This window comes from Saprospira sp. CCB-QB6 (assembly GCF_028464065.1).
Taxonomy (GTDB): Bacteria; Bacteroidota; Bacteroidia; order Chitinophagales; family Saprospiraceae; genus Saprospira.
In genome coordinates this window covers 671397-694370 of sequence record NZ_CP116808.1, presented here as the reverse complement: position 1 = coordinate 694370, position 22974 = coordinate 671397, and the positions used below count along the sequence as shown (strand labels likewise).

Genomic DNA, 22974 nt, shown 5'->3' with positions numbered 1-22974 from the left:
ATCTAGTTGTTAACTGAATGGAAACAGTAAATAAGTTGAACTACAAAGTAAAAGACATCTCACTAGCTGACTGGGGTCGCAAAGAAATTACGCTAGCCGAAGCAGAAATGCCTGGTTTGATGGCCTTGCGTGAGAAATATGGAGAGAGCAAACCTCTTAAAGGAGCTCGTATTGCAGGTTGTCTGCACATGACTATCCAAACTGCTGTTTTGATCGAAACTTTGGTCGCCTTGGGCGCTGATGTAACTTGGTCATCTTGTAACATTTTCTCTACTCAGGACCAAGCTGCTGCTGCAATTGCTGCTGCTGGTGTACCTGTTTTTGCTTGGAAAGGCATGACAGAAGAAGAGTATGAGTGGTGTATCGAGCAAACACTACATGCTTTTGAAGATGGTCAATCTTTGAACATGATCTTGGATGATGGTGGAGACTTGACAAATGTAGTTTTGGATAAATATCCCGAAATGGCTAAAGGCGTATTCGGTATCTCTGAAGAAACCACTACAGGTGTACACCGTTTGTATGAGCGCGTGAAAAAAGGTACTTTGCCTATGCCCGCTATCAATGTAAACGACTCTGTAACTAAGTCTAAGTTTGATAACAAATATGGCTGCCGCGAGTCTGCTGTAGATGCTATCCGCCGTGCTACTGACATTATGTTGGCTGGTAAGGTTGCTGTTGTAGGTGGTTATGGTGATGTAGGAAAAGGTACTGCTGCTTCTTTGCGTGGTGCTGGTTGCCGTGTAATCGTTACCGAAATTGATCCCATTTGTGCCCTTCAGGCTGCTATGGACGGTTTCGAGGTGAAAAAGATGAGCAACGCTATTCCTCGTGCCGACATTATTGTTACGGCTACAGGTAACAAAGACATCATCCGTGCTGAGCACTTCAAAATGATGAATGACAAGACCATCCTTTGTAATATCGGCCACTTCGATAACGAAATCGACATGGCTTGGTTGAACAAAACTTATGGTAACACTAAGGTAGAAATCAAGCCTCAGGTAGATCTTTATAATGTAGACGGAAACGACATCATCGTATTGGCTGAAGGCCGCTTGGTGAACTTGGGTTGTGCTACTGGACACCCTTCTTTCGTTATGTCAAACTCATTCACCAACCAAACTTTGGCTCAAATTGAACTTTGGACCAAGCGCGACGGAGATGAGTACGGCAAAGACGTATATATGTTGCCCAAGCATCTTGATGAAGAAGTTGCTCGCCTACACTTGGCCAAAATTGGCGTTGAGCTAGAAGAGCTTAGCCAAGAACAAGCCGAATACATTGGCGTAACAGTAGAAGGTCCGTTCAAACCAGAACACTACCGCTACTAAACCATATCGCCCTTTAGGGCCAAGAGGTCACCGAATGCCTTCGGTGGCCTTTTTCTTTTTCTTATGGCTGCGGCCAGTTGCAAAAGCAACGAAAAAAGCTTAGTTTTAACCAACTTATTAAACGTATAGTATTTAGATGCAGAAAATGCTGTTACATCAGGAAGGATTTCATGGCACAACAGGTCCAATTATCCCAAAGAAGAAAGCCAAGTTACGCTTTGAAGATTTTTTGAACTTTTTTCCGCCTGTAGAACTTCCCCTAAGCATCAGCTCTGATACAGAGAAGCTCATCTCAGAGGCTCATGAGCCCCTAAATGCAGCTTGGATGTATGAATTTGTATTGGAGTATGGCGAAGAACTAGATGAGTTTACTGAATTTATGCCCTGTTTTTGCCTCGCCCAAAGCGAACAGTTTATCGGCTTGGTCTATTGGCAGGCTTCTTTGGAGGGCAGCGCCTACTTTTTAGCTACTTTTTCTCCTGCTGGCCATATTATTGACCATAAGATTTTGGCCGGAACGCTTTATTTGGAAGACGGCATCAAGCAGATGGTTTGTACCGTGGCCAAAGATTGGAGCATTCAGCGAGTAGAAGGGCAAATTGATGCTCAAGGCCAACTCCTCAAAGAGAATACGACCCAAAGCAAACGCTTGCAGATCACACTAGATGGAGAAATCCTAGAAGATGTCTAATTCGTTTGTCATTTAATCCTTTTGGGGCCCGCGGCAGGCTCAGCCTTCGGCTTCGGTTTGCCGCCGCTATGTTGCGGGGCTCGCAAGGCTGCTCGGCCCTTCGCGTTTTGCTGCTGGGCAGCAAAAACGCTCGGTCTGGCCTTCGGCCACCCACTCCACAGCGCTGGGCCAACTAATCCCCAAGGTTTCCCTAGCTTTTAGCAACAAAGAAGAGCAAAGCAAAAAACAAAAGAGCAAGACAAGGCGCAAAATGTCTTGGACCAAAAAAAATACTATCCTCCTTGATTGAACTTAATGCAAGAACAAAGGCTTTAAGTAATGATCTAAAAGGCCCGCAGGGCCTAACTGGCTGAGGGATGGACAGCAGGGCCGCCACAGGCGGCAGACCAAAGCCCGAAGGGCTGCAGGGCCGAGCGAGCAGCGAGCTGCGACACAGCCCGACCCGACCAAAGGGAGGGGCAGCCCCAAATCATCATAAAAAGACTAGTCTATAGCTTGTAAGAAAGACTAGCACAAACTGGGTATAAGGCCTCCGAAAATTGAGGCAGCCCTATTTAATCAATATAGGCTTGCAAAGGCAGGCCGCCCCACTGCTCCGTTTTTTGAGTATGGCCCCGCCAGGGCCCAAAGAGCAGTATTAAACAAAAGAATATGGCACATAAAAAAAATAAACCCAAGCGCAAGAAGCAATTGAGCGCTGGAGAACTGAAAAGTCAAATTGCTAAACTCTTTATCAATGACCACAAGGCCCGTTTGGGCGTGAAAGATATTGTTAGAAAATTACCTATTGCCAATAGCACGGATGCGGTGCAATCCGCTCTGACGGCCCTGCAAGAAGAAGGGGTCATTTATCCATTAGCTAGAGGAAATCGCTATCGCATTGACCGCTTTTATCAGCAGCGATTGGTAGAAGATGACCGCAATGGGCAAGGGCAGTCGGGACGTAAGGATCGAGATAACCGCAAAAAGGGATCGGGCTGGCAGACAACTACCGGAACCGTAGACCCCACCCGCTCAGGCGCTGCCTATATTGTACCCGATGACGCAGAGTTGGACCGTGATGTTTTTGTTCCTCAAGGCGCATTGGAAGGCGCGCTCAAAGGCGATTTGGTGCAGCTAAAATGGCGCTTATCTCGCCGAGGCAAACCCGAGGGCCGAGTGATTAAGATTTTAAAGCGCAACCGAGAAACCTTTATTGGTACGCTGGTGGTGTCTAAGCGCTTTTGCTTCGTCATTCCCGATGAGAATACGGTCCCTATGGATATTATTGTGGACCGCAACAGCCTGATGGAGGGCCAAAGTGATGATAAGGTAGTCGTACATATTACCGAATGGCCCAAACCCAATAGCAATGATAACCCCAAGGGGGTAATTACGGCCGTATTGGGCAAGGCGGGAGGCAATGATATTGAAATGAAGTCCATTTTGATAAAACAGGGCTTCGAGCTAGATTTTCCAGAAGATGTAATGGCCGAATCGGAAGCTATTCCACTCGAAATTCCCGAAGAAGAAATCCAAAAGCGTTTGGACCTTCGCAAAATTCCTACTTTTACGATTGATCCCGCTACGGCCAAGGACTTTGATGATGCCCTTTCGGTAGAAATGTTGGACAATGGCAATTATCGAATTGGTATTCACATTGCCGATGTAACTTATTATGTGGCCAAGGGAAGTCCATTAGATAAAGAAGCCGCTAAGCGGACCACTTCTGTCTATCTGGTAGACCGCGTTTTGCCTATGCTCCCCGAAAAGCTATCTAATGGGGTTTGCTCTTTGCGTCCGCATGAAGATAAGCTGACCTTTTCGGCCCTCTTTGAGTTGAATGCCAAAGGACATGTGGTCGAAGAGTGGTTCGGGAAAACGGTTATCCACTCGGATCAGCGTTTTGCTTATGAAGAGGCGCAGGAAATTTTGGATGGGGCAGAAGGGCCCTATAGCCAAGAGTTGCGCATCCTGAATCGCTACGCACATATTTTGCGCAAAGCTCGCTTTAAGAAAGGCGCCATCAGTTTTGAGTCGCCAGAAGTACGCTTTACGCTAGATGAAGATGGCAAACCTGTAGATGTTTATCTCAAGCATCGCAAAGATGCGCATATGTTGGTCGAGGACTTTATGCTATTGGCCAACCGCCGTGTAGGGGCCAAGATTATGAATATCTATCGCAATGGAGGCAAAGAAATTCCTTTCGTCTATCGCATTCACGACCTCCCCGATATGGAGAAGGTCAATGGTTTTGGAAAATTTGCCGCTCAATTGGGCTATCGCCTAAAGATTCAGGATGTGGACCAAGTGGCTGGCGCCTTTAATAAGATGCTGAAAGCCGCTGAGGGCAAACCTGAGCATGCGGTCTTGCATCAGTTGGGCATCCGCACCATGTCGAAGGCTGCTTATTCTACCCAAAATATTGGGCACTATGGATTGGGTTTTGAGGATTACTCGCATTTCACTTCGCCTATTCGCCGTTATGCGGATGTATTGGTCCATAGAAACTTGCAGCATTTCTTAATGAATGAAAAGCCGCCCTATACTTCAGAGAAACTAGAAGAAATTTGTGGACATATCTCCAAAAAGGAGCGTAATGCCATGGATGCCGAAAGGGAGTCGATCAAGTATAAGCAGACCGAATATTTGCAGGGACGTTTGGGCCAGGTTTTTCAGGGCCATATCACGGGCATGACCGAATATGGTATTTTTGTCGCCCTAGATGAGAATTTCTGTGAAGGAATGCTCCGCTTTGAAAATATGTACGATCAATTTGTGCTAGAAGAAGACCGGTTTCACATTCGCTCTTCCTCAGAGCGCTTCAAAATGGGAGACCCCATTTGGGTGCGGGTAGCTAGTGCCAATTTGGAAAAACGCCAGGTGGATTTCCAAATGGTCCGTGCAGAAGATGCCATTGCCGAATTGAACTTGAGCGAGGAAGATTTGCGCCCCAAACTAGAAGAAGGCAAAAATGAGGTGGTCGAGATTGAAGCCGTTCGCCGTACCGATTTAGATGAGCTTTATGTTCGTTTAGCGGAGACCTTCGGCAGTAGCGATATCTGTCAGGAAAATGCAGAAGCAGAGCGCAATTGGACCTATCAACTAGCCAGTTCTACCATTCATCGCAAAGGAACTGTTCTTTTGCAATATGCTTGGTTAGCCGAAGAAGGGCAGGAGTATCCCGCACAAATGACCGCCCCCGATGGCGAAATCGATCAGGAGAAATGGGCCAAGATAATGCCTGAGCTAAAGGCTTATATTCCCAACTTCTCTTTGGACCAATTGACTGACACGGCTTATTGTCCATTCTATACCGATAAGGAGTCGAGTATCAGCTCTGCGGACCTGATGCGTTGTCAAGCCTTCTTCTTTGACTGGATGTCTTATTTGCAGGCAGAACAAGTGCTTTGTTTCTCGGCTCGCTTGAAGAATTATTTGGTCAAAAATGGCTTGATCCGAGAGCTAGAAGAGCTAACGGTAACTTCTGGCAAAAGAGAGATTCGCATCTTTAGAGGCTATATGCCTTTGGCCAATAAAAAACTACGTTTTGCTTTCTTTCCTAGCTTAACCACTAGCTACAACAAAAAAGCAAAAGAAGAAGCTTGGACTTGGGCCCTAGAAAAGCCATAAGCCAAAGCTGGATATAAGGAAAAGCCGCCTACACAGTTGTGTAGGCGGCTTTCTTCTGTTAAAACGACAGCTATTTTCCTTCTTTCTGAGCCCAAGCCAAGGCTTTTTGCTCATGTAGCTGAATAAAATCATTTTTATGGGCCACATAGCCCGCTGGATCTAGGCGATATAAGCGAGCCCCTTCCAACTTAATGGCTTCATAGGCTTGGCGATGTTCTGCAAACTGCCGAAGGTAGTCCCGAAAGGCCAAATGTCGCTTTGCTCCATAAGAATCAAGCACAAAAGCATGTAGTTGATGGCTGCGGTTTATTTCTCCCTTTTGGAAGTAGCGTCGGCCTGGGATGCCAAATTCTCCTTTGACCAAATAGCCCAATTGTTCTAGCTTGTGGGCTGCTTGGTCCAGCTTTGCTAAGCTATCAACCTCCATCAATAGGTCAATAATCGGTTTGGCCGATAGGCCAGGCACAGAAGTGCTTCCAATATGATGAATTTGGACCCGCATATTTTGGGGTAAAACACTCAAAATGGCCGCTTTTTCTTTAGCAAAGGCTTGGGGCCAGTCTTCTTGATAGGGACAGACCTCAATAGTTCTGATGTTCATATACTTTTGTTTTGAGGGCAAAGGTAGCGGATCTCTGCTATAATGCAGTTCTTCAAAACAGGCTTTGTTTTTAAACTAAAACCTGTACCTTTGTTGCCAGAAAGATCATCCTTTCTGTTTAACTAAAACTATGCTTCAATATGGATTTTGATATCATTGTTTTGGGCAGCGGCCCTGGCGGATACGTAACGGCCATTCGGGCCTCTCAATTAGGTTATAAAGTAGCTGTTGTAGAGCGGGAAGCCCTTGGTGGTATTTGTCTCAATTGGGGATGTATTCCCACTAAAGCACTGCTCAAAAGTGCACAGGTATTCAATTATATTCAGCATGCTGCTGATTACGGCATTCAGGTTAGCGAAGCCAAAAGCGACTTCTCTGCTGTAGTGCAGCGCAGCCGTGGCGTAGCTCAAAAAATGAGCGGCGGCGTCAATTTCTTGATGAAGAAGAATAAAATCACGGTTCTTATGGGCGAAGGCAAGTTGTTGCCTGGCAAAAAGCTTGAAGTGACCGATGATAAAGGCCAAAAGAAAGCTTATTCAGCCAAACATATTATCGTTGCTACAGGCGCTCGCGCCCGCCAGTTGCCCAATTTGGCCATTGATGGCAAGCACGTAATTGGCTACCGCGAAGCGATGACGCTACCCCAGCAACCCAAGAGTATGTTGGTGGTAGGTTCTGGCGCTATCGGAATGGAATTCGCCTATTTCTACAATAGCATGGGCACGGAAGTCACTGTTGTAGAATACCTAGACAACATCCTTCCCCGCGAAGATGTAGATGTCTCTAAGGAAATTACTAAGGTCTATAAAAAGGCCAAAATGAAGATTAAAACCAAAGCCGCCGTACAAAAGGTAACTCCTTTGGCTAATGGAGGCTGTGAGGTGGAAATCCAACAGAATAAAACGGGAAAAGTAGAGAAAGTAACTGTAGATGTTGTTCTTTCTGCTGTTGGCGTAACCCCCAATACCGAGAATATTGGCTTGGCTAATTTAGGCGTTAAAACAACCAAAGCTGGCCATATCGAAGTAAATGAAGTTTATGCTACCAATGTTGCTGGCATTTACGCAATTGGCGATGTGCTAGAAACTCAAGCTTTGGCCCATGTTGCTAGCGCAGAGGGAATCACTTGTGTGGAAGCAATCGCTTATAAGGACGGTAAGTTTGAGCACGCCCCTCAAGCTATCGATTATGATAATATTCCCGCCTGTACTTACTGCTGGCCCGAAGTGGCTTCTGTTGGTATGACGGAGGAGCAAGCTAAAGCTGCTGGCTACGAGCTTCGCATCGGTAAATTCCCCTTCTCAGCTTCTGGAAAAGCTAGTGCCGCTGGCGATAATGCCGGTTTTGTCAAATTGATCTTTGATAAAAAATATGGCGAGTTGCTCGGTGGCCACATGGTGGGCGCTAATGTGACCGAAATGGTGGCCGAACTAGTAGCGGTTCGCAAACTAGAAACTACAGGCATGGAACTGGTGAAAACAGTACACCCTCACCCCACCATGTCAGAGGCAATTATGGAAGCTGCCGCTGCCGCCTATGATGAAGTCATTCACCTATAGAATTTCTAGGTCAAGGATGTTTTGGGGCCTCCGCTGCGGCTTCGCCTTGCGGCGCTACGTTTCAGGGCTCGCTATTCGCTCGGCCCTTCAGCGCTAAAGCGCTTCGGTCTGGCCTTCGGCCACCCTTGCACATCGCTAGGCCATTATACAGCAAAGCCGCTGCCCAATTAAAGGGCAGCGGCTTTTTGCGGTTTGGACCAAAAAATACTTAGGCAATGGCCACTTCAAATACCATCAGTTTTTTATTGAACGCATAAAAAAAAGCTTAGAGGCCTAAAAAATAACAGCATTTTTATACCTTATAAAGACAAATGAGAGAAAACAGTTTCCCTACACAAAACCGATAAGATGAAAGCCAAAAAAATAACCCTTTCGCTAGCTGTTCTAGGTCTAATGGGCCTACAGGCTTGCCAGCCTTCTACTCCCAAACGAGGCTTTGAACCTATAAAAACAGAAGAAGCCGAAACAAAGGCAGCTACTGCAACTACTCAAGAGCAAGAGCAATTGGTCCAACCCGATAAAGTAGAGCTCGTTTATCCCAAAACAGAAAAAGGACAAACCGTAGACGATTATTTTGGCCAAAAAGTAGCAGATCCTTATCGCTGGCTAGAAAAAGATACAGATGCCAAAGTAGAAGATTGGGTGGGCCATCAAGAAAAGTTGAGCCGCAATTATTTGGATGCTTTGCCTGGCCGAGAAGCCTTAAAAGATCGCCTAGAGAAAATCTGGAACTATAACCGCTATTCGGCTCCAAGAAAGGAGGGCGGCTATTATTATTACACCAAAAATACGGGCCTACAAAATCAGTCGGTCCTTTATCGTTCCGCTAGTCTAAATCCCTTAAAAGAAGAATTGGTTTTAGATCCCAATACCTTGTCTAAAGATGGTTCTGTTTCTTTGATGGGGCTTTGGTTTTCTAAAGATGGGCGTTATATGTCTTATGCGATTAGCGAATCGGGCTCAGACTGGCGCAGCATTAAGGTGATGGACCTAAAAGATAAAAAGGTCTTAGCGGATGAGGTAAATTGGGTGCGTTACTCCAATGTTAGTTGGTTTGAGAATGGCTTTTTTTATAGTCGTTACGATGCCAATGAAGCAGAGGATAAATATAGCCGTAAAAACGAGTTTCATCAGTTGTACTACCACCGTTTGGGCCAAAAGCAGGCAGAAGATGAGTTGATCTTTGCCGATAGAAGTCACCCGAGCTACAATTTTAGTCCAGAAGTAACAGAGGATGAAAATTACCTGCTCATTTATAGTACAGCTAGCACTAGTGGCAATGGAATTTATTATAAAAATCTCAAGCAGAAAGATGCAGGGGTAGAAGTTTTGGTGAGTAATTTTGACTATGATTATAGCTTGGTCAACAATAAGGGCAGTCGTTTGTATTTTAAGACCAATTACAAGGCGCCCAATTATCAATTGTTAGAAATAGATCTTAAGCAGCCCGAAGAAAAAAACTGGAGTTCTATTTTGCCCCAGCAGAAAGAGGCTTTAGAGTCGGTGATTATGTTGGGCGATCAGTTTGTGGCCAATTACATCAAAGATGTGCGCAATCAGTTGCGGGTATATGATGCCAAGGGAGAATATAAGGGCCGTTTGCATTTGCCCAAGGTTTTGGGTAGCGATAGCCCTGTGGACATTAGTGATTTGCGGGCCTTTCCGAATGGAAAGGGGGGGAGTTATAGCGTAAGTGCGTTTACCATTCCGAGTACAGCTTGCACCTTTGAGTTAGATAGCCGAAAAAGTGAAACTTGGCAGGCGCCCAAATTGGCCTTTAATCCCCAAGACTTTGTAACGCGGCAGGTATTTTATAGCTATAAAAATGGAAAAGAAACCGTTCGCATTCCTATGTTTATTACGCATAAAAAGGGCCTAAAAGCGGATGGGAAACGGCCAACCTTGCTCTATGGTTATGGTGGATTCAACATCAGTATTATGCCTTCATTTGCTTTGGAGCGTATTCCACTATTGGAAGCGGGAGGTATTTTCGCGGTAGCCAATATTAGAGGGGGAGGAGAGTATGGTAAAGATTGGCATCAGGCGGGAACGCAGTTGAATAAGCAAAATGTGTTTAATGATTTCATTCAGGCGGCGGAGTATTTGGTCAAAGAGGGGTATACCAATCCCGATAAATTGGCTATAGAGGGCCGTTCTAATGGAGGCTTATTGGTTGGGGCTTGTATGACGCAGCGTCCAGACTTATTTAAAGTGGCCTTTCCGATTGTGGGTGTTTTGGATATGCTTCGTTATCAGGAATTTACCATTGGTCGTTTTTGGGCGGCAGATTATGGTTTGAGTACTGATGAAAAGCAGTTTAAGAATTTATATAGTTATTCGCCAGTGCATAATGTAAAGGCGCAAAAGTATCCAGCGACCTTGGTCATGACAGCGGATCATGATGATCGGGTGGTGCCTGCGCACTCTTTTAAGTTTGCGGCGGCCTTACAGGCCAATGCGCAGGGGAATGCTCCAGCTTTATTGCGGATAGATCGTTCGGCGGGACATGGAGCGGGCAAGCCCACGGCCCAGCGGATAGAAGAGATTGTTGATAAATTGGCCTTTATGCAGTTTAATATGATGGATTAGGCGGTATTTTAGGAAAGAGAAAAGCCCACAGCTAAAGAAGCTGTGGGCTTTTCTCTTTTTTTGGCGGCGGAGCCGTCTTTTAAGGCCTAGCGATGTGGAAGGGGGGCCGTTAGGCCAGACCGAAGCGCTTTAGCGCTGAAGGGCCGAGCGAACAGCGAGCCCTGCAACGTAGCGCCTGCCGAAGGCAGGAGGCCCCAAAACAAAAAGGGGAAAAACTTGTTTTGGATTATTGGTCGTATTGATGGAGTCGGTATCTTTCGATCAGTTCGATTAGTTTGCTAGGGTAGGAGGAAGAAGTGGCATAGCCGGCTTTTCGGAGGCCTTTGGCCCAGCCTTTATAGTCTGTAGTTTTGAGTTTGAAGAGGTCGGCATATCGGCTGCCATTTCGGAGGAAGTCGGAATGTTGTTTAAAGCTTTCTTCAGCGCTGCTATAGGCTCTGAAGCAAGAGGCTTTGAGTTTATAGGTTTTTCCGTTCCAGTTGCTGCCGCATTTGATTCCGAAGTGGTTATTGGCTTTTTTGGCGAGTTCGCTGCGGCCGTAGCCAGATTCGAGGATAGCTTGGGCCATTTTGATGCTAGCGGGAACGCCCGTTCGTTTCATCTCGGCAATAGCGATAGGTTTGAAGCGTTCTATGTAGGCGGAGGCGGTAGCCGTGGCGCTACCACTGCTGGCATTACTATTATTATTGTTAGAAACCTCTAGGAGGTGACAGGCTGAAAGGCTAAAGAGCAGGCAGATGGCCAAGAGGCGAGAGCATGTTGCGGACATAAAAACTTTTGTTTTTAAGGATAAAAAAGTGACTTTTCGGGCTTTAAGACGTTCCTTTGGGCTAAATATTGTGGTCTTTAGCGTTGATTTTTTAGGCAAAGCAGAAAAAGCCTTATTTTTGGGGCTGAAAAATAACTAAAGCTTATGGAAAAGAAAATTATGCTCACGCCTTTGGAGCTAAAGGTGATGGATATTTTATGGAAATTAGAGCGGGCGTATATTAAAGATATCTTAGCGCATTGGCCAGAGGCCAGCAAACCGGCTTACAATACCGTTTCTACTATAGTCCGCATTTTGCAAGATAAGAAGAAGTACATTGGGCATATGGAAAAGGGGAGGAGTCATCAGTACTACCCTTTGGTGTCTAAGGAAACCTATCAGCAAGATTTTTTGGAAAATGCGGTAGAGAAAGTCTTTTCGGGTTCTGTACACTCCTTGCTTTCTGCGCTTATAGAGCAGGAGGGAATGACGGACGCGGATTTAGAGGAGCTCAAAAAATTATTGGACCGATAAACGCTACTTATGCTAATTTTTCTACTTCTTTCTGCGCTACTATTGGCTGCAGGGGCGCTCTTTTATTGGGCATTGAGAAAGCGATTGTCTTGGCAGAATAGAAAATTATTCATCTGGACATTTTTGCTAGCGGCTCTGCTTTTGCCTAGTCTTATGCCTTCTTTGGAGCATTATTTTGAGAAGACATGGATTGACTATGAGAGTTATGAGGGTTGGAATCAGGTAGATATTGAGGATCCTAAATTATTGTCTTGTTATAAATCGGCCAATAATAGTGAGGGGGTTTGTCATTGTGAGATTAAGCAAAAGGCGGCCTTAGTTGACTTTCAGCCTGATCCCTATTATGATACCTTAATGGATGTTCGTTGGGCTTTGGAGTCGGTGTTTTTGCTCTTAGCCACTTATTTTTTACTGCGATTTTTATGGCGGTTTGGGGGCTTGATTTGGTTGCGCTTGCAATCTTATGCAGAGCCTAGGGAGCTAGAGAATCAGTCATATCAAATGCTTTATCCTAAGGGGTATAAAAGTTATCCCTTTAGTACGTTCAGTTTGCTGCGACATTATATTCTTTGGTCGCCAGCTTTAGATTGTTTAAATGAAGAAGAGCAACAGGCTGCATTTTATCATGAGTTGGGGCATTTGAAGGGGCGAGATAGTTGGGCTGGATATTTTTTGGGCCTATTACAGATTTTTTGGTTTTGGCATCCGCTCTATTATGTTTTTCGCAAAGAACTCTTGGAAATCAATGAACTTTTAGCAGATGATTATGCGGCTCAGCGCTTAGCCAGCCGTAGAAGTTATGCAGAAATGCTGCTCAAGATGACAGCCTTTCAGCACAAGGGACAGGCTTTGGCCTTCTTTTTGGCTAAGAAAAAATTGCAAAAGCGCTTAGAAGTTTTGCTCTTTCAAGCCGCTCCAAAAGGCTGTACCAAAAAACAGTTTCAATTGTTACAAATTTGTTTGTTATCAGGGCTTTTTCTGCTTTCTGTTGGCTTGTATTTCCCTTTACATCGGCAATTTGATGCGCAACCAACAACAAAAAAGGAGCAGTTTTTTTTACCTAAAAATACAGAAAATGGTTAGCCTGCGTTATATAATAAGATGCAGCAGAATAATCAATGTATACGTTTTAAGATCAATCAAACTAAATTAGATGAAAAATATACTAGCCTGTAGCTTGGTCGTTTTATTTCTCTTTATGGGACAAAATGCTCAAGCTCAACAACAAACTGGACCCAAAATTAGTACAAATATTCGCAAGCTGCCTACAAATGCCGAGGAGGTGAAACGGATAGAAAAAGATATTGCCAAAGTAAAGCAAAACCCTGATCGTATTGCAGATGGAACGCTGGCCAAATATGAGGCTGCTTTGGCTCGCCGCAAAAAAGCTTTAGCCTTAGAAAATGAGGAAAGAGCGGGTTTGGCTAAACAACAAAAGTCTTCAAAATAAGATGGATAAGGGGCTGCCCCTCGCTTCGCTCGGGTCGGGCTGTTTCGCAGCTCGCTGCTCGCTCGGCCCTTCAGCGCTAAAGCGCTTCGGTCTGGCCCTGCGGGCCACTCTCTCCATCCCTCAGCCTGCGGCCCCTAAGGGGCCTGTATAGCACCCAACCTCCCCCACAAATCAAGCGCTTAGCGCTTTTTTTTATCGCTTAGAGGCAATAGCCTTTTAAATCAAGCTAAAATCTATGCTATCCTACCAGCAGATGACTCGATTTTTTCTATTACCACTTTTGGCTTTGCTGCTGATGCCAGCAGCAGCCTCGGCCCAAGGGGCTACTTGTGCAGCCGCAGAGCCCTTTTGTTCTGGCTCGGGCGTTACTTTTCCTGCAGGGACGAATCAACCAGATGCGCCTGCAGGAAATAACTATGGTTGTTTAGGGTCTCAACCCAACCCCGCTTGGTACTATCTACAAATTGATCAACCCGGCAGTCTGACTATTAACTTGACAAATAGCAATAACGTAGATATTGATTTTATTCTCTACGGCCCCTTTAATAACGCAGGTGCAGCTATTGGACAATGTGGCAACCTCGGTAATGGGGGGGCTAGTGGAGCAATAGAGTCTTGTAGTTACTCTGCGAGCGCTAATGAAACAGTAACAATCACTGGAGCTACTCCTGGAAGTGTATATGTATTACTGATTACCAATTACTCTAATCAGCCTACTCAGATATCAGCAAGTCAGTCAGGGGGGAGTGGGACAACAGATTGTGGTATCCTTTTACCCTGTGCCCCCGTTAATTTTAATGATCTTACAGTGAGTAGTCCCTATGATTGTACTGGAGGGGCTATTACATTAACAGCCGATCCTACAACTGCCTCTCCAGGCGATTTAGGAATCACCCCTGGTTTCGCTTTTGATATCATAACAGATGCTTTTTCTGCCACGCAGAATACTTTGCGCGTTTATGATGGACCCAATGCAACAGGTAATATTATTGCCTATTGGGGGCCAACAAATACGGGAGGGAACTATCAGGGGCAATTGCCCTCAAATAGTCAGTTCCAAACGACAATTGAGTATTTAGATCCTGCGACTTCCTACTCAATGGAGTGGTGTGATTTGGGGAACAGCGGAACATTTAGTAATGAAATCCGAATGTCAGGGTCCAATACCATTATTTCTAATACCATACTGAATGGTGGTGCGGGTTGTACCATTATTAACTTAGGTACTCCTGAAGGTATAGGTACTTTTTCTGGACTAGGTGTTGTTGACAATGGTAATGGTACAGCTAGTTGGGACCCTTCAATTGCTGGAGGAGGAGTTCATAATATTATTTATGATTGGGATAGTGGAGATGGTTGTGTCGGAAGCGAGCAGCAAACGGTAATTGTTTGCTGTGATACAGGGGCAACTCTAATTACTGCAGCACCCGATACAGTTTGTAATGGAGATTCTACTTATCTCTCTGCTAATTTGCCAGGTGCGGTCACAACTCCTTCTGTTTTTAGCAACCCCAATAGTGTTGGTATTAACTTTGGCGGATATGTACGTTCAGATATTACAGTAGGAGCTGTATCACCTTTAGTTTTAACTAGTAACAGCATTGATTCTGTATGTGTAAATATTACGAATAACCCAACCTCTAATATAAACTTAACATTAGTATCCCCGAATGGAGACAGTATTGATTTATCTAGCGGAAATGGAGGGATAAATACAGGAGCTTTTAATAATGTCTGCTTTTCTCCTAGTGCAACAACCTCTATTACAGCATATTCAACTCCTTTTTCAAATATACCAGCCAATGCGATTGTTTCTCCTGAAGAGCCTTTTTCTAATCTTAACTTAGGAGCTAGTAATGGAACTTGGTCTTTAGCTGTTTCTCATAATTCTTTAGGGGGAGCAGGGACAATTAACAATTGGTCTATTTACTTTGCCCCTTCTTCTGCTAGTAATACTTATGTTTGGTCTGGACCAAACCTAAGTTGTACGACTTGCGCAAATCCTGCAGCTGGACCTACTGTTAGCTCAGATTATAGTGTAACCCTCACCGATGCAGTGGGGTGTACCTATGTAGATTCTGTACGAATTGAGGTAGGAAGCTCTTTAGCTCAACCTACGGTAAATTGTGGAATGACTACTGCGAATGATATTACGTTTGATTGGGGCGCAGTTCCTTCAGCTACAGGATATGAGGTGAGTTTAGATTCAGGGCTAACCTGGCTTAGCCCAACAGGAGCGCTAAGCCATACAGTAACTGGTTTGGCACCAAGTACTTCTGTCCATATTTATGTGCGTGCTTTGGGAGGGACTGGGATTTGTCCAAATCCTATTGATTCTATTACTTGTACAAGTTTGAGTTGCCCTCTTATTCTGACTATCAACAATCAAACTAATGCTAGTTGTAACGGCTTTGCAGATGGAGAGGTAGATTTTGTTGTGAGTAACGATATAGGAGCATTAAGTTTTCAGCAAATCGCCCCAAGCTTAGGAGCTGTCCAATCTAGTCCTAACTTTACCGGTCTTGCAGCAGGAACCTATACGTTTGAAGTAAATGACGCTAGCCTTGGATGTGGCGTAAGCTCTATAGTAACAATTACAGAACCTGTGGCTCTGAGTATAACAACAACAGGTCAAGACGTGAGCTGCAATACGGGAAATGATGGGGAGGCGACGGCTACAGCCCAAGGAGGAACTTTTCCTTACACCTATAGTTGGGATGATGCTTTAAATCAAACCACCGCTACTGCTAATAACCTAGTTGCGGGAATTTATAATGTAACAATTACAGATGCAAATAGCTGTAGTATAACTGATCAAGTAGTGATTTCTGAACCTACTGCAGTAAGCAGCACAATGAGTAGTACGGATGTAAACTGTTTTGGTGGAGGAGATGGATCAGCTTCTGCTGTTGTAACAGGTGGCGTTGCTCCCTATGTTTATATATGGGATGATCCTTTGGCTCAAAATACACCTACAGCTAATAATTTAACAGCAGCTACTTACACTGTTAGTGTTACAGATGCGAATGGTTGTTTGCATATCAATTCTATTGTAGTTAATGAACCCACAATTGCGCTTACAGCTAGTCTTACGGCTATAGATGCTGCTTGTTTTGGACAAGCAAGTGGAAGTGCAACAGTTATAGCTTCAGGTGGAACTAGTCCTTATACCTATCTGTGGAATGATGCGAATGGGCAAAGTACTGCTACTGCTATGAACCTTGAGGCTGCAACTTATACTGTAGAAGTTACAGATGCGAATGGTTGTCAATTAGTGGATAGCGTTGTTGTTAACAATGGAGTTATTATTACTTCTACGACAAGTGCTAGTATGGTGTCATGCAATGGTGGAAATGATGCTAGTGCAACGATTACCCCTATCAATGGAAGTGCACCTTATACTTACCTTTGGGGCGATGGTCAGACAACCCAAACTGCTACAAATTTGTCAGCTGGTTCTATCTGCGTAACAATTACAGATGTAAACGGTTGTTTGCATGATACCTGTATCCAAATTACAGAACCTACAGCCATCACTGCTACTTTTACAACTAATAGTATCAGTTGTTCTTATAACACGGATGGAGAACTTACTGTAAATGCCACAGGGGGAACTGGAACCTATAGTTATATTTGGTCTAATGGCCAAACTACACAAACAGCCACGGGCTTGTCTGCACAACAGTACTACCTAACAGTAACTGATGCTAATGGCTGTACATATGTTGACAGTGCTCAGGTAAGTAGCCCTCCAGCATTGCAGCTTAGTTTAATCACAGATTCTGTAAGTTGTCGTTTTGGTAATGATGGCCAAGCTTCAGCCACTGTATCTGGAGGAACAGCTCCTTATGTATACCACTGGTCACCTACTAATAGTGGTTTAGCAGTCAATAGTGACTTAACAGCAGGAACTTATCGATTGACAGTAACTGATCTTAATGGGTGTACTATTACAGATAATGCTTTGATTGGTGAGCCTGCTACAGCTGTACAAGTAAACTTTTTGAGCTCTAATGATGCTGGTTGTTTTGGTGCTGAAGATGCAAGTATTGATGCAGATGCTCAAGGAGGAACACCTAATTATACTTTTGTATGGTCTAATGGAGAACTTACTGAAGATCTCAATAATATAGAAGCTGGTACATACACACTTACAGCTACAGATAGTCGAGGCTGTTCAGCAACAAATACAATTACTATTTCTCAACCTGCAGAGATTGTATTGAATGTCCAACAATACTCTAATTACAATGGAGCAGCGATTAGCTGTCCAGGAGCCTCGGATGGAGCGGCACAGGTGACGGCTAGTGGAGGCGTATCGCCTTATGTATATGCATGGTCTGGTCCACAGGCGCAGAATGGTACACTTGCGACGAACTTGGCGGCAGGGACTTATGCGGTAACGGTGACGGATGCCTCTGGCTGTACGGCAATAGATAGTATTAGTTTGGCGGATCCTGTACCTTTGGATGCGACAATCCAGCAGGTGAATGTCTTTTGTGCCAATGATTGTGATGGACAGATTATCGCTACGGCCGTATCTGGCACAGGAACGCTAGGTGTTAATGGCTATGAATACCGAATATTAGGTCCTGGTCAAACGGGTAATGTATTCAGTAGCAATAATAACTTTACGGGCCTTTGTGCAGGGACTTACACGGTAGAGGTTCGTGATGGGAATAACTGTGTGTTGCCTGTATCGGTAACGATTACGGAGCCAACAGCCATACAGTTGAGTCTGAGTGATACAGATGTGTCTTGTTCAGGAGGTAGCGATGGAACGGCTACGGTAAGTGCAACAGGCGGAACGGCTCCATATAGCTACAACTGGGATAATGGGATGACTGCTGCGACGATTACAGGCCTATTGGCGGGTACTTATGAAGTGACGGTAACGGATGCGAATGGCTGTGATATGGTATCGACTACAGAAGTAGAAGAGCCAGCAGCGTTAACAGCGAGTATGAGTGGGAATGAACCTAGCTGTAATGGAAGTACAGATGGAACTGTAGCCGTAATGGTTCAAGGAGGTACGCTTCCTTACACTTACTTCTGGTCAGATGGCCAAGGAACGGCTACGGCCGTGGGCTTGTCAGCGGGCACACATAGTGTGACGGTAACAGATGGGAATGCTTGTCAGCTTGTAGAAAGCTATGTTCTAGGCGAGCCTACATTGCTGACAACCAGCATTACGACTAATGCGGCAGCCTGTGCTGGAGCGAATAGTGGAAGTGCAACAGCGGTACCGACAGGAGGCACGGCCCCATATACTTACCTTTGGTCAGATGGTCAAACGACAGCGACTGCGACGAACTTGGCGCCAGGTGCTTATTCGGTAGTGGTTGTGGATAGCCAAGGCTGTTCGGTAACGGATCAGGTTTTATTGCAAAATCCCGATCCAGTAGTATTGAGCTTTGTCTCAAGTGTGAATCCGAGCTGTCATGGAGATATGGATGGAAGTGCAACGGTAGTTGCTACAGGAGGGGCAGCCCCCTATAGCTATGCTTGGCCCAATGGCGAGATGACAGCTAGTGCTACAAGTTTAGCAGGCGGACAGCATACGGTAACGGCTACAGATGCGAATGGTTGTAGTACGACCTTAACGGTGAACTTGGTAGAGCCCGCGCTCTTGGTTGTCGATACGATTCGGACGACAGGGGTGAATTGTAAAGGGGGCTCAGATGGTACAGCGACGGCCTTCTTGACAGGGGGAACGCTACCTTATAGCTTTGCATGGTCCAATGGCATGACGGGTCAAAGTATTAGCGGTTTGGCCGCAGGTACTTATGTGTTGACGGTAACGGATGCGAATGGTTGTCAGACGCTTAGTCAGGTGATTGTCATGGAGCCAACAAGTGCTTTAGTAGCGACATTGAATACAGCAGATGCCCTATGTTTTGGAGGTGCTTCTGGTCAAATTACGGCCATTGTGAGTGGGGGTACGCCCAATAGTAATGGAGACTATACTTATGCTTGGTCGAATGGAGCGAGTACAGATGTAAACTCGAACTTGAGTATAGGAACCTATAGTGTGACAATCACGGATGGGAATGGCTGTTCCGTGGTCCGTACAGCAACAGTGAACGAGAGTTCAGGAATCACGAGCCAGATCGTGAATGTAACGGATGCCAGTTGTGCAGGTAGCGCAGATGGAAGTGCACAGGTAACAGCTTCAGGGGGAACAGGGACCTTGAGCTATCAGTGGTCAGATCCCTTGGGTCAGACGACGAATGTAGCGACGGGTCTATCTGCAGGGACTTATTATGTGAGTGTAACGGATCTGAATGGCTGTACGCAGGTAGATACGGCTGTAGTGGGAGAGGCCTTGGCCTTGAGCATTACGGTAGCGATAGAAGATGCCTCTTGTTATGGAGAGTCTACAGGTTCTATAAGCATAACGAACTCGAATGAGCCTTTGCAGGCGAGCTATTGGAGTAATGGCGTTGTAGGAACGAGCATTACGAATGTAGCGGCAGGCGAGTACGAAGTAGTGGTCCAGTCGATCAATGGTTGTGTGGATAGCTTTAGCTATGTGGTAGGCGAGCCTTCGGAATTGTCGGTGAGCTTGAACCAAGTACGGGCAGTAGATTGCTACAATAACAGTACAGGCGCCTTAGGTTCTACAGTAGAAGGCGGAATATCACCTTATGTTTATATCTGGTCGAATGGGTTGGCAACGCCAAGCTTAGACAGCATAGCTGCGGGCAACTATACGCTTAATGTGGAAGATGCGAATGGCTGTAAGGCAGATACGAGCATCAATTTGGCGAATCCGACGGAAGTAGGTATTGGCAACCTCAGTATTAGAGGCGTAGCCTGTGTGGATGATGCGAACGGAAGTATCCAAGTAGATGGAATTGGTGGCTCGACCCTATTGGGGGGCTACACTTACAGTTTGGATAGTGTAAACTTTACAGGAGGCAATCTTTTTGTTGGTTTGGAGTCGGGAATTTATCCTTTGTATATCCGAGACAATAATGGTTGTATGTATGATACGCTAGTAACAGTAGAGGCGGCAGATCCATTCTTCCTGACGAGCTTTGGTCCAGCCTTAGATTCAGGCGAAGTGGAGTATGTGTTGGAGTATGGAGATACGTTGACGCTATTTGCAGACTTGAATGATACGACTGGGGCGATTTGGGCTTGGACAGAGATTAACTCTGGGGCATTGGTGGATAGCAGTTTGACGGCTTCACTGACGCCTTATGATGCAGGCATTTATCAGTTTACGGCCACGAATGCTTCGGGCTGTGTTCAGGATAGCTCGATTGTGGTGAAGATGGTTAAGCCTAGAAATGCAGCAGCCCCTACGGCCTTTACGCCGAACAGTGATGGGAATAATGATCGTTTCTTTGTTCAAGCTGATGAAAAGGTAGAGCAGATTCTAAGCTTTAGAGTCTATGACCGCTGGGGCGAATTGGTGTATGAGGGCTTGAACCTTGATCCGAATGATCCTTTACAGGGTTGGGATGGTAGCTTTAAGGGCAAACCAATGAACTCTGGAACCTTTGCTTGGTCTGCAGAAGTGCTCTATATTGATGGAGAGACGACTGTGATTAAGGGCGCAGTGAATTTGCTTCGCTAGTTAGCGGAAGGAATTAAATAGATAAAGGGCTGTCGGAAAATCCGACAGCCCTTTTTTTGTGGAGGATGGGCCCGAAGGGGGCATGTCATGCTGGGCGCTTTGGCCCTTGGGCCAAAGGAGGCCAGCCCCCAGGCGGAGGCGGCGGAAGGGAAGGCTGAACTTGAAATGGAATATATTGAGGGGCAGACTAGGTTAAAAGCAGGGGAGGAGGTGGCCGCCGCCTACCGCCGGCCGGGCGCGCTTGGCGCGAGCCTGCGAAGCTTGAAGCTGCGGCAGCAGCTTGTAGCTTCGCAGTTGGGCGGGCAGTGGCCTAGCGATGTGAAGGGGTGGCCGCAGGCCAGACCGAGCCGCTGAAAGCGGCGAAGGGCCGAGCGAATAGCGAGCCCTGCAACGTAGCGCCCGCCGCAGGCGGGAGGCCCCAAAAAATTATTGTTTAATAAGAGGCTGTGCCCCATAGGCTGTTTGCAAAATATATTGTCCAGCGGTTAAGGATTGAAGATTTAGACGATAACGACTGCCTTTTTCGCCCTCTTCAATGAGTTGGTAGGAAAGAGGGAGCTCTTGCCCCATAAGGTTAAAAAGGCGCAAGGAAGCTGATTGGACAGGACAAAAGATAAAAGCCTCTTCTTTGGCGGGCTGAGGGTAGAGTTTAGTTTGGAATTCAATGGCCTGACTGCTTTGCAATAGCTTAGAATAAAGCTGTAAACCTGTTTGTTTCTTAAGTACAAGACGATAATAACGATCAGCAATTAATTGGCGGTTGTCCTCATAAGTTTGAAGCTCTTCCTTAATCGAAAAATTAGCTATAGTACTCCACTGCTCTATTCCATTGGGGCTAGACTGCAACTCGAGTGATTGAGCACTGCTATCTGGCCAAAAGTTCCATTGAAGTTGTGTTCCATTGAGTTCAAAATCGGTTACCCAATCTTGAGCAAGTAAAATGGTATTACAGCTATTATCTGCAGGGCAACTAAAAACGGGGCTACCATCTGAACTACAGCCATAACAGGTCAATGAGGCACAAATGACCATATTGCCATCCAAGCGATCATAGCTATAAAGGTTAGTCGCTTGCAAATAGCCACAGCTGCTAGAGTATAGGGGGCCATAGGCTTGTACATCATTCTGGACGAAAATGCGTCCAGAGTTGTCAACGGTACCAGGAATGTCTAAGTAACTACTATAGATCTCTCCTTGAGAACCCGGATGGCAATCGCAACCAAAGTTTTCTAATAAACTAGAGCTATTATTGACCGCCAAACGAGCAGAAGTCTCTAAATGACCATAATTACTGATCCGCCCAGAGTTAAGCTGTAAATCTCCCTGAGCAATCAGACTGCCCTCCTGGATAACTGTTGAATTATTAAAATCTATATCTCCAGCTATAAAAAAAGTTCCGCCTATCGCATTCTGCAAAAAGGCGGAACTGAACTGAACTGTGCTAATATCTACCTGCCCATAGTTGTAAAAATAATCTCCACTAAAACTGACCCCATAAGGCTGCCCACTACAAGGAAGCGAAGGAACATTAGTAAACTGCCCATAGTTTTGCATAATACTCGTATTGGCGAAGTTGCTGGAATAAAAATTCGTACTTCCTGTATTATAAAACAAAGGTGCATTATAACCATACATGTTTATATAGCTTGCCGATAACTGCCCATGATTGTAAACTTCCCCAGGATGGTTTAAAATACCAACATTTAAAATGCCCTCATTCGTAATCTGTGCATTGGCACCATAAGCCCCAAAATTATAACAATTGCCCGAAGCTTGACTTAGATTACCCGTAGGAGAAATATATAACTCCCAATCCCCAGCAGAATAATCCTGATCTAAGGTAATCGTATGGGTAATAGTAATTGTAGGACTTCCATAACCTGGAGGAACTTGCCCATTAAGCCAAGTACTAGGATCCGACCAGTTGCCATCCTGAACGGTTTGGTATTGTGCATAACTACTCGCCGAAAAGAGCAAAATACTGTAGCATAAAATTAAGAGCCGATTGATGTTCATAATGTAGATGTTCTTTATAAGTGTTGGTGATTAAGGTAATGAAAATACAGCTAGATCCCTTAGTATATAGATTTCTAAATTTAATTCTATGTGAACAAACCTAAGACAAAAGCTCTAACCGAAAAACGCTAGGAAACTTTAAGTTGTTATCAAATGAAGATGAGAGTTTTCCCCCCTAAGGTATTTTAAGGATAACACCTAGGAATAATACTTATCGGGCATAAAAAAAGCCTAGACTCCAAACTTGGAATCTAG

Annotated in this window: 12 protein-coding genes; 9 read left to right on the top strand and 3 right to left on the bottom strand. The window is 45.2% G+C overall.

The genetic code is table 11. The features are described from left to right. The first annotated feature begins 17 nt into the window (after positions 1–17). The 3 genes from ahcY (at position 18) to rnr (ending at position 5637) form a co-directional block, all read left to right on the top strand. Positions 18–1334: an adenosylhomocysteinase gene (gene ahcY, locus PPO43_RS02695; RefSeq protein ID WP_272620257.1), complete on the top strand. Its 1317-nt coding sequence runs from the start codon at positions 18–20 to the stop codon at positions 1332–1334. Between the two features lie 136 nt (positions 1335–1470). Then, positions 1471–2025 (top strand): hypothetical protein, encoded by a 555-nt coding sequence (locus PPO43_RS02690; RefSeq protein ID WP_272620256.1) that lies wholly within the window; start codon positions 1471–1473, stop codon positions 2023–2025. A gap of 651 nt (positions 2026–2676) precedes the next feature. Continuing rightward, positions 2677–5637, top strand: coding sequence for a ribonuclease R (rnr, locus tag PPO43_RS02685; protein WP_272620255.1), 2961 nt, complete (start codon positions 2677–2679; stop codon positions 5635–5637). A 70-nt stretch (positions 5638–5707) separates the two neighbouring features. Here rnr and PPO43_RS02680 read toward each other — a convergent pair whose 3' ends face one another. Continuing rightward, positions 5708–6238, bottom strand: coding sequence for a GrpB family protein (locus tag PPO43_RS02680; protein ID WP_272620254.1), 531 nt, complete (start codon positions 6236–6238; stop codon positions 5708–5710). Positions 6239–6378: 140 nt separating this feature from the next. Between PPO43_RS02680 and lpdA the strand changes: the two genes are divergently transcribed. Both lpdA and PPO43_RS02670 read left to right on the top strand, forming a co-directional pair. Continuing rightward, entirely contained in the window at positions 6379–7797 is a 1419-nt protein-coding gene (gene lpdA, locus PPO43_RS02675) for a dihydrolipoyl dehydrogenase (RefSeq protein WP_272620253.1), read from the top strand. 348 nt (positions 7798–8145) lie between these two features. Beyond that, entirely contained in the window at positions 8146–10386 is a 2241-nt protein-coding gene (locus PPO43_RS02670; RefSeq protein WP_272620252.1) for a prolyl oligopeptidase family serine peptidase, read from the top strand. A 226-nt stretch (positions 10387–10612) separates the two neighbouring features. Here PPO43_RS02670 and PPO43_RS02665 read toward each other — a convergent pair whose 3' ends face one another. Beyond that, entirely contained in the window at positions 10613–11155 is a 543-nt protein-coding gene (locus tag PPO43_RS02665) for a glycoside hydrolase family 73 protein (protein WP_272620251.1), read from the bottom strand. Between the two features lie 144 nt (positions 11156–11299). On the opposite strand from PPO43_RS02665, the gene PPO43_RS02660 reads away from it, so the two are divergent. The 4 genes from PPO43_RS02660 to PPO43_RS02645 all read left to right on the top strand — a co-directional run bounded on the left by PPO43_RS02660 (position 11300) and on the right by PPO43_RS02645 (position 20703). Further along, on the top strand, positions 11300–11668 hold the full coding sequence (locus PPO43_RS02660; RefSeq protein WP_272620250.1) for a BlaI/MecI/CopY family transcriptional regulator: 369 nt from the start codon (positions 11300–11302) through the stop codon (positions 11666–11668). A gap of 9 nt (positions 11669–11677) precedes the next feature. Continuing rightward, a complete protein-coding gene (locus PPO43_RS02655) occupies positions 11678–12751 on the top strand; it encodes a M56 family metallopeptidase (protein ID WP_272620249.1) in 1074 nt (357 codons plus the stop codon). Between the two features lie 70 nt (positions 12752–12821). Then, complete coding sequence (locus tag PPO43_RS02650; RefSeq protein ID WP_272620248.1) at positions 12822–13118, top strand: hypothetical protein; 297 nt, start codon at positions 12822–12824, stop codon at positions 13116–13118. A 235-nt stretch (positions 13119–13353) separates the two neighbouring features. Further along, positions 13354–20703, top strand: a complete 7350-nt coding sequence (locus tag PPO43_RS02645) for a gliding motility-associated C-terminal domain-containing protein (RefSeq protein WP_272620247.1) — start codon at positions 13354–13356, stop codon at positions 20701–20703. Between the two features lie 426 nt (positions 20704–21129). Here the strand turns inward: PPO43_RS02645 and PPO43_RS02640 are convergent, their stop codons facing one another. After that, positions 21130–22719 (bottom strand): hypothetical protein, encoded by a 1590-nt coding sequence (locus PPO43_RS02640; protein ID WP_272620246.1) that lies wholly within the window; start codon positions 22717–22719, stop codon positions 21130–21132. Between the last annotated feature and the right edge of the window lie 255 nt (positions 22720–22974).

Coding starts and splice junctions, on each gene's coding strand:
- PPO43_RS02690 (WP_272620256.1), top strand. CDS start 1,471: ATGCAGAAAATGCTGTTACATCAGGAAGGATTTCATGGCACAACAGGT.
- PPO43_RS02650 (WP_272620248.1), top strand. CDS start 12,822: ATGAAAAATATACTAGCCTGTAGCTTGGTCGTTTTATTTCTCTTTATG.
- lpdA (WP_272620253.1), top strand. CDS start 6,379: ATGGATTTTGATATCATTGTTTTGGGCAGCGGCCCTGGCGGATACGTA.
- PPO43_RS02665 (WP_272620251.1), bottom strand. CDS start 11,155: ATGTCCGCAACATGCTCTCGCCTCTTGGCCATCTGCCTGCTCTTTAGC.
- PPO43_RS02680 (WP_272620254.1), bottom strand. CDS start 6,238: ATGAACATCAGAACTATTGAGGTCTGTCCCTATCAAGAAGACTGGCCC.
- PPO43_RS02670 (WP_272620252.1), top strand. CDS start 8,146: ATGAAAGCCAAAAAAATAACCCTTTCGCTAGCTGTTCTAGGTCTAATG.
- PPO43_RS02660 (WP_272620250.1), top strand. CDS start 11,300: ATGGAAAAGAAAATTATGCTCACGCCTTTGGAGCTAAAGGTGATGGAT.
- PPO43_RS02645 (WP_272620247.1), top strand. CDS start 13,354: ATGCTATCCTACCAGCAGATGACTCGATTTTTTCTATTACCACTTTTG.
- rnr (WP_272620255.1), top strand. CDS start 2,677: ATGGCACATAAAAAAAATAAACCCAAGCGCAAGAAGCAATTGAGCGCT.
- PPO43_RS02655 (WP_272620249.1), top strand. CDS start 11,678: ATGCTAATTTTTCTACTTCTTTCTGCGCTACTATTGGCTGCAGGGGCG.
- PPO43_RS02640 (WP_272620246.1), bottom strand. CDS start 22,719: ATGAACATCAATCGGCTCTTAATTTTATGCTACAGTATTTTGCTCTTT.
- ahcY (WP_272620257.1), top strand. CDS start 18: ATGGAAACAGTAAATAAGTTGAACTACAAAGTAAAAGACATCTCACTA.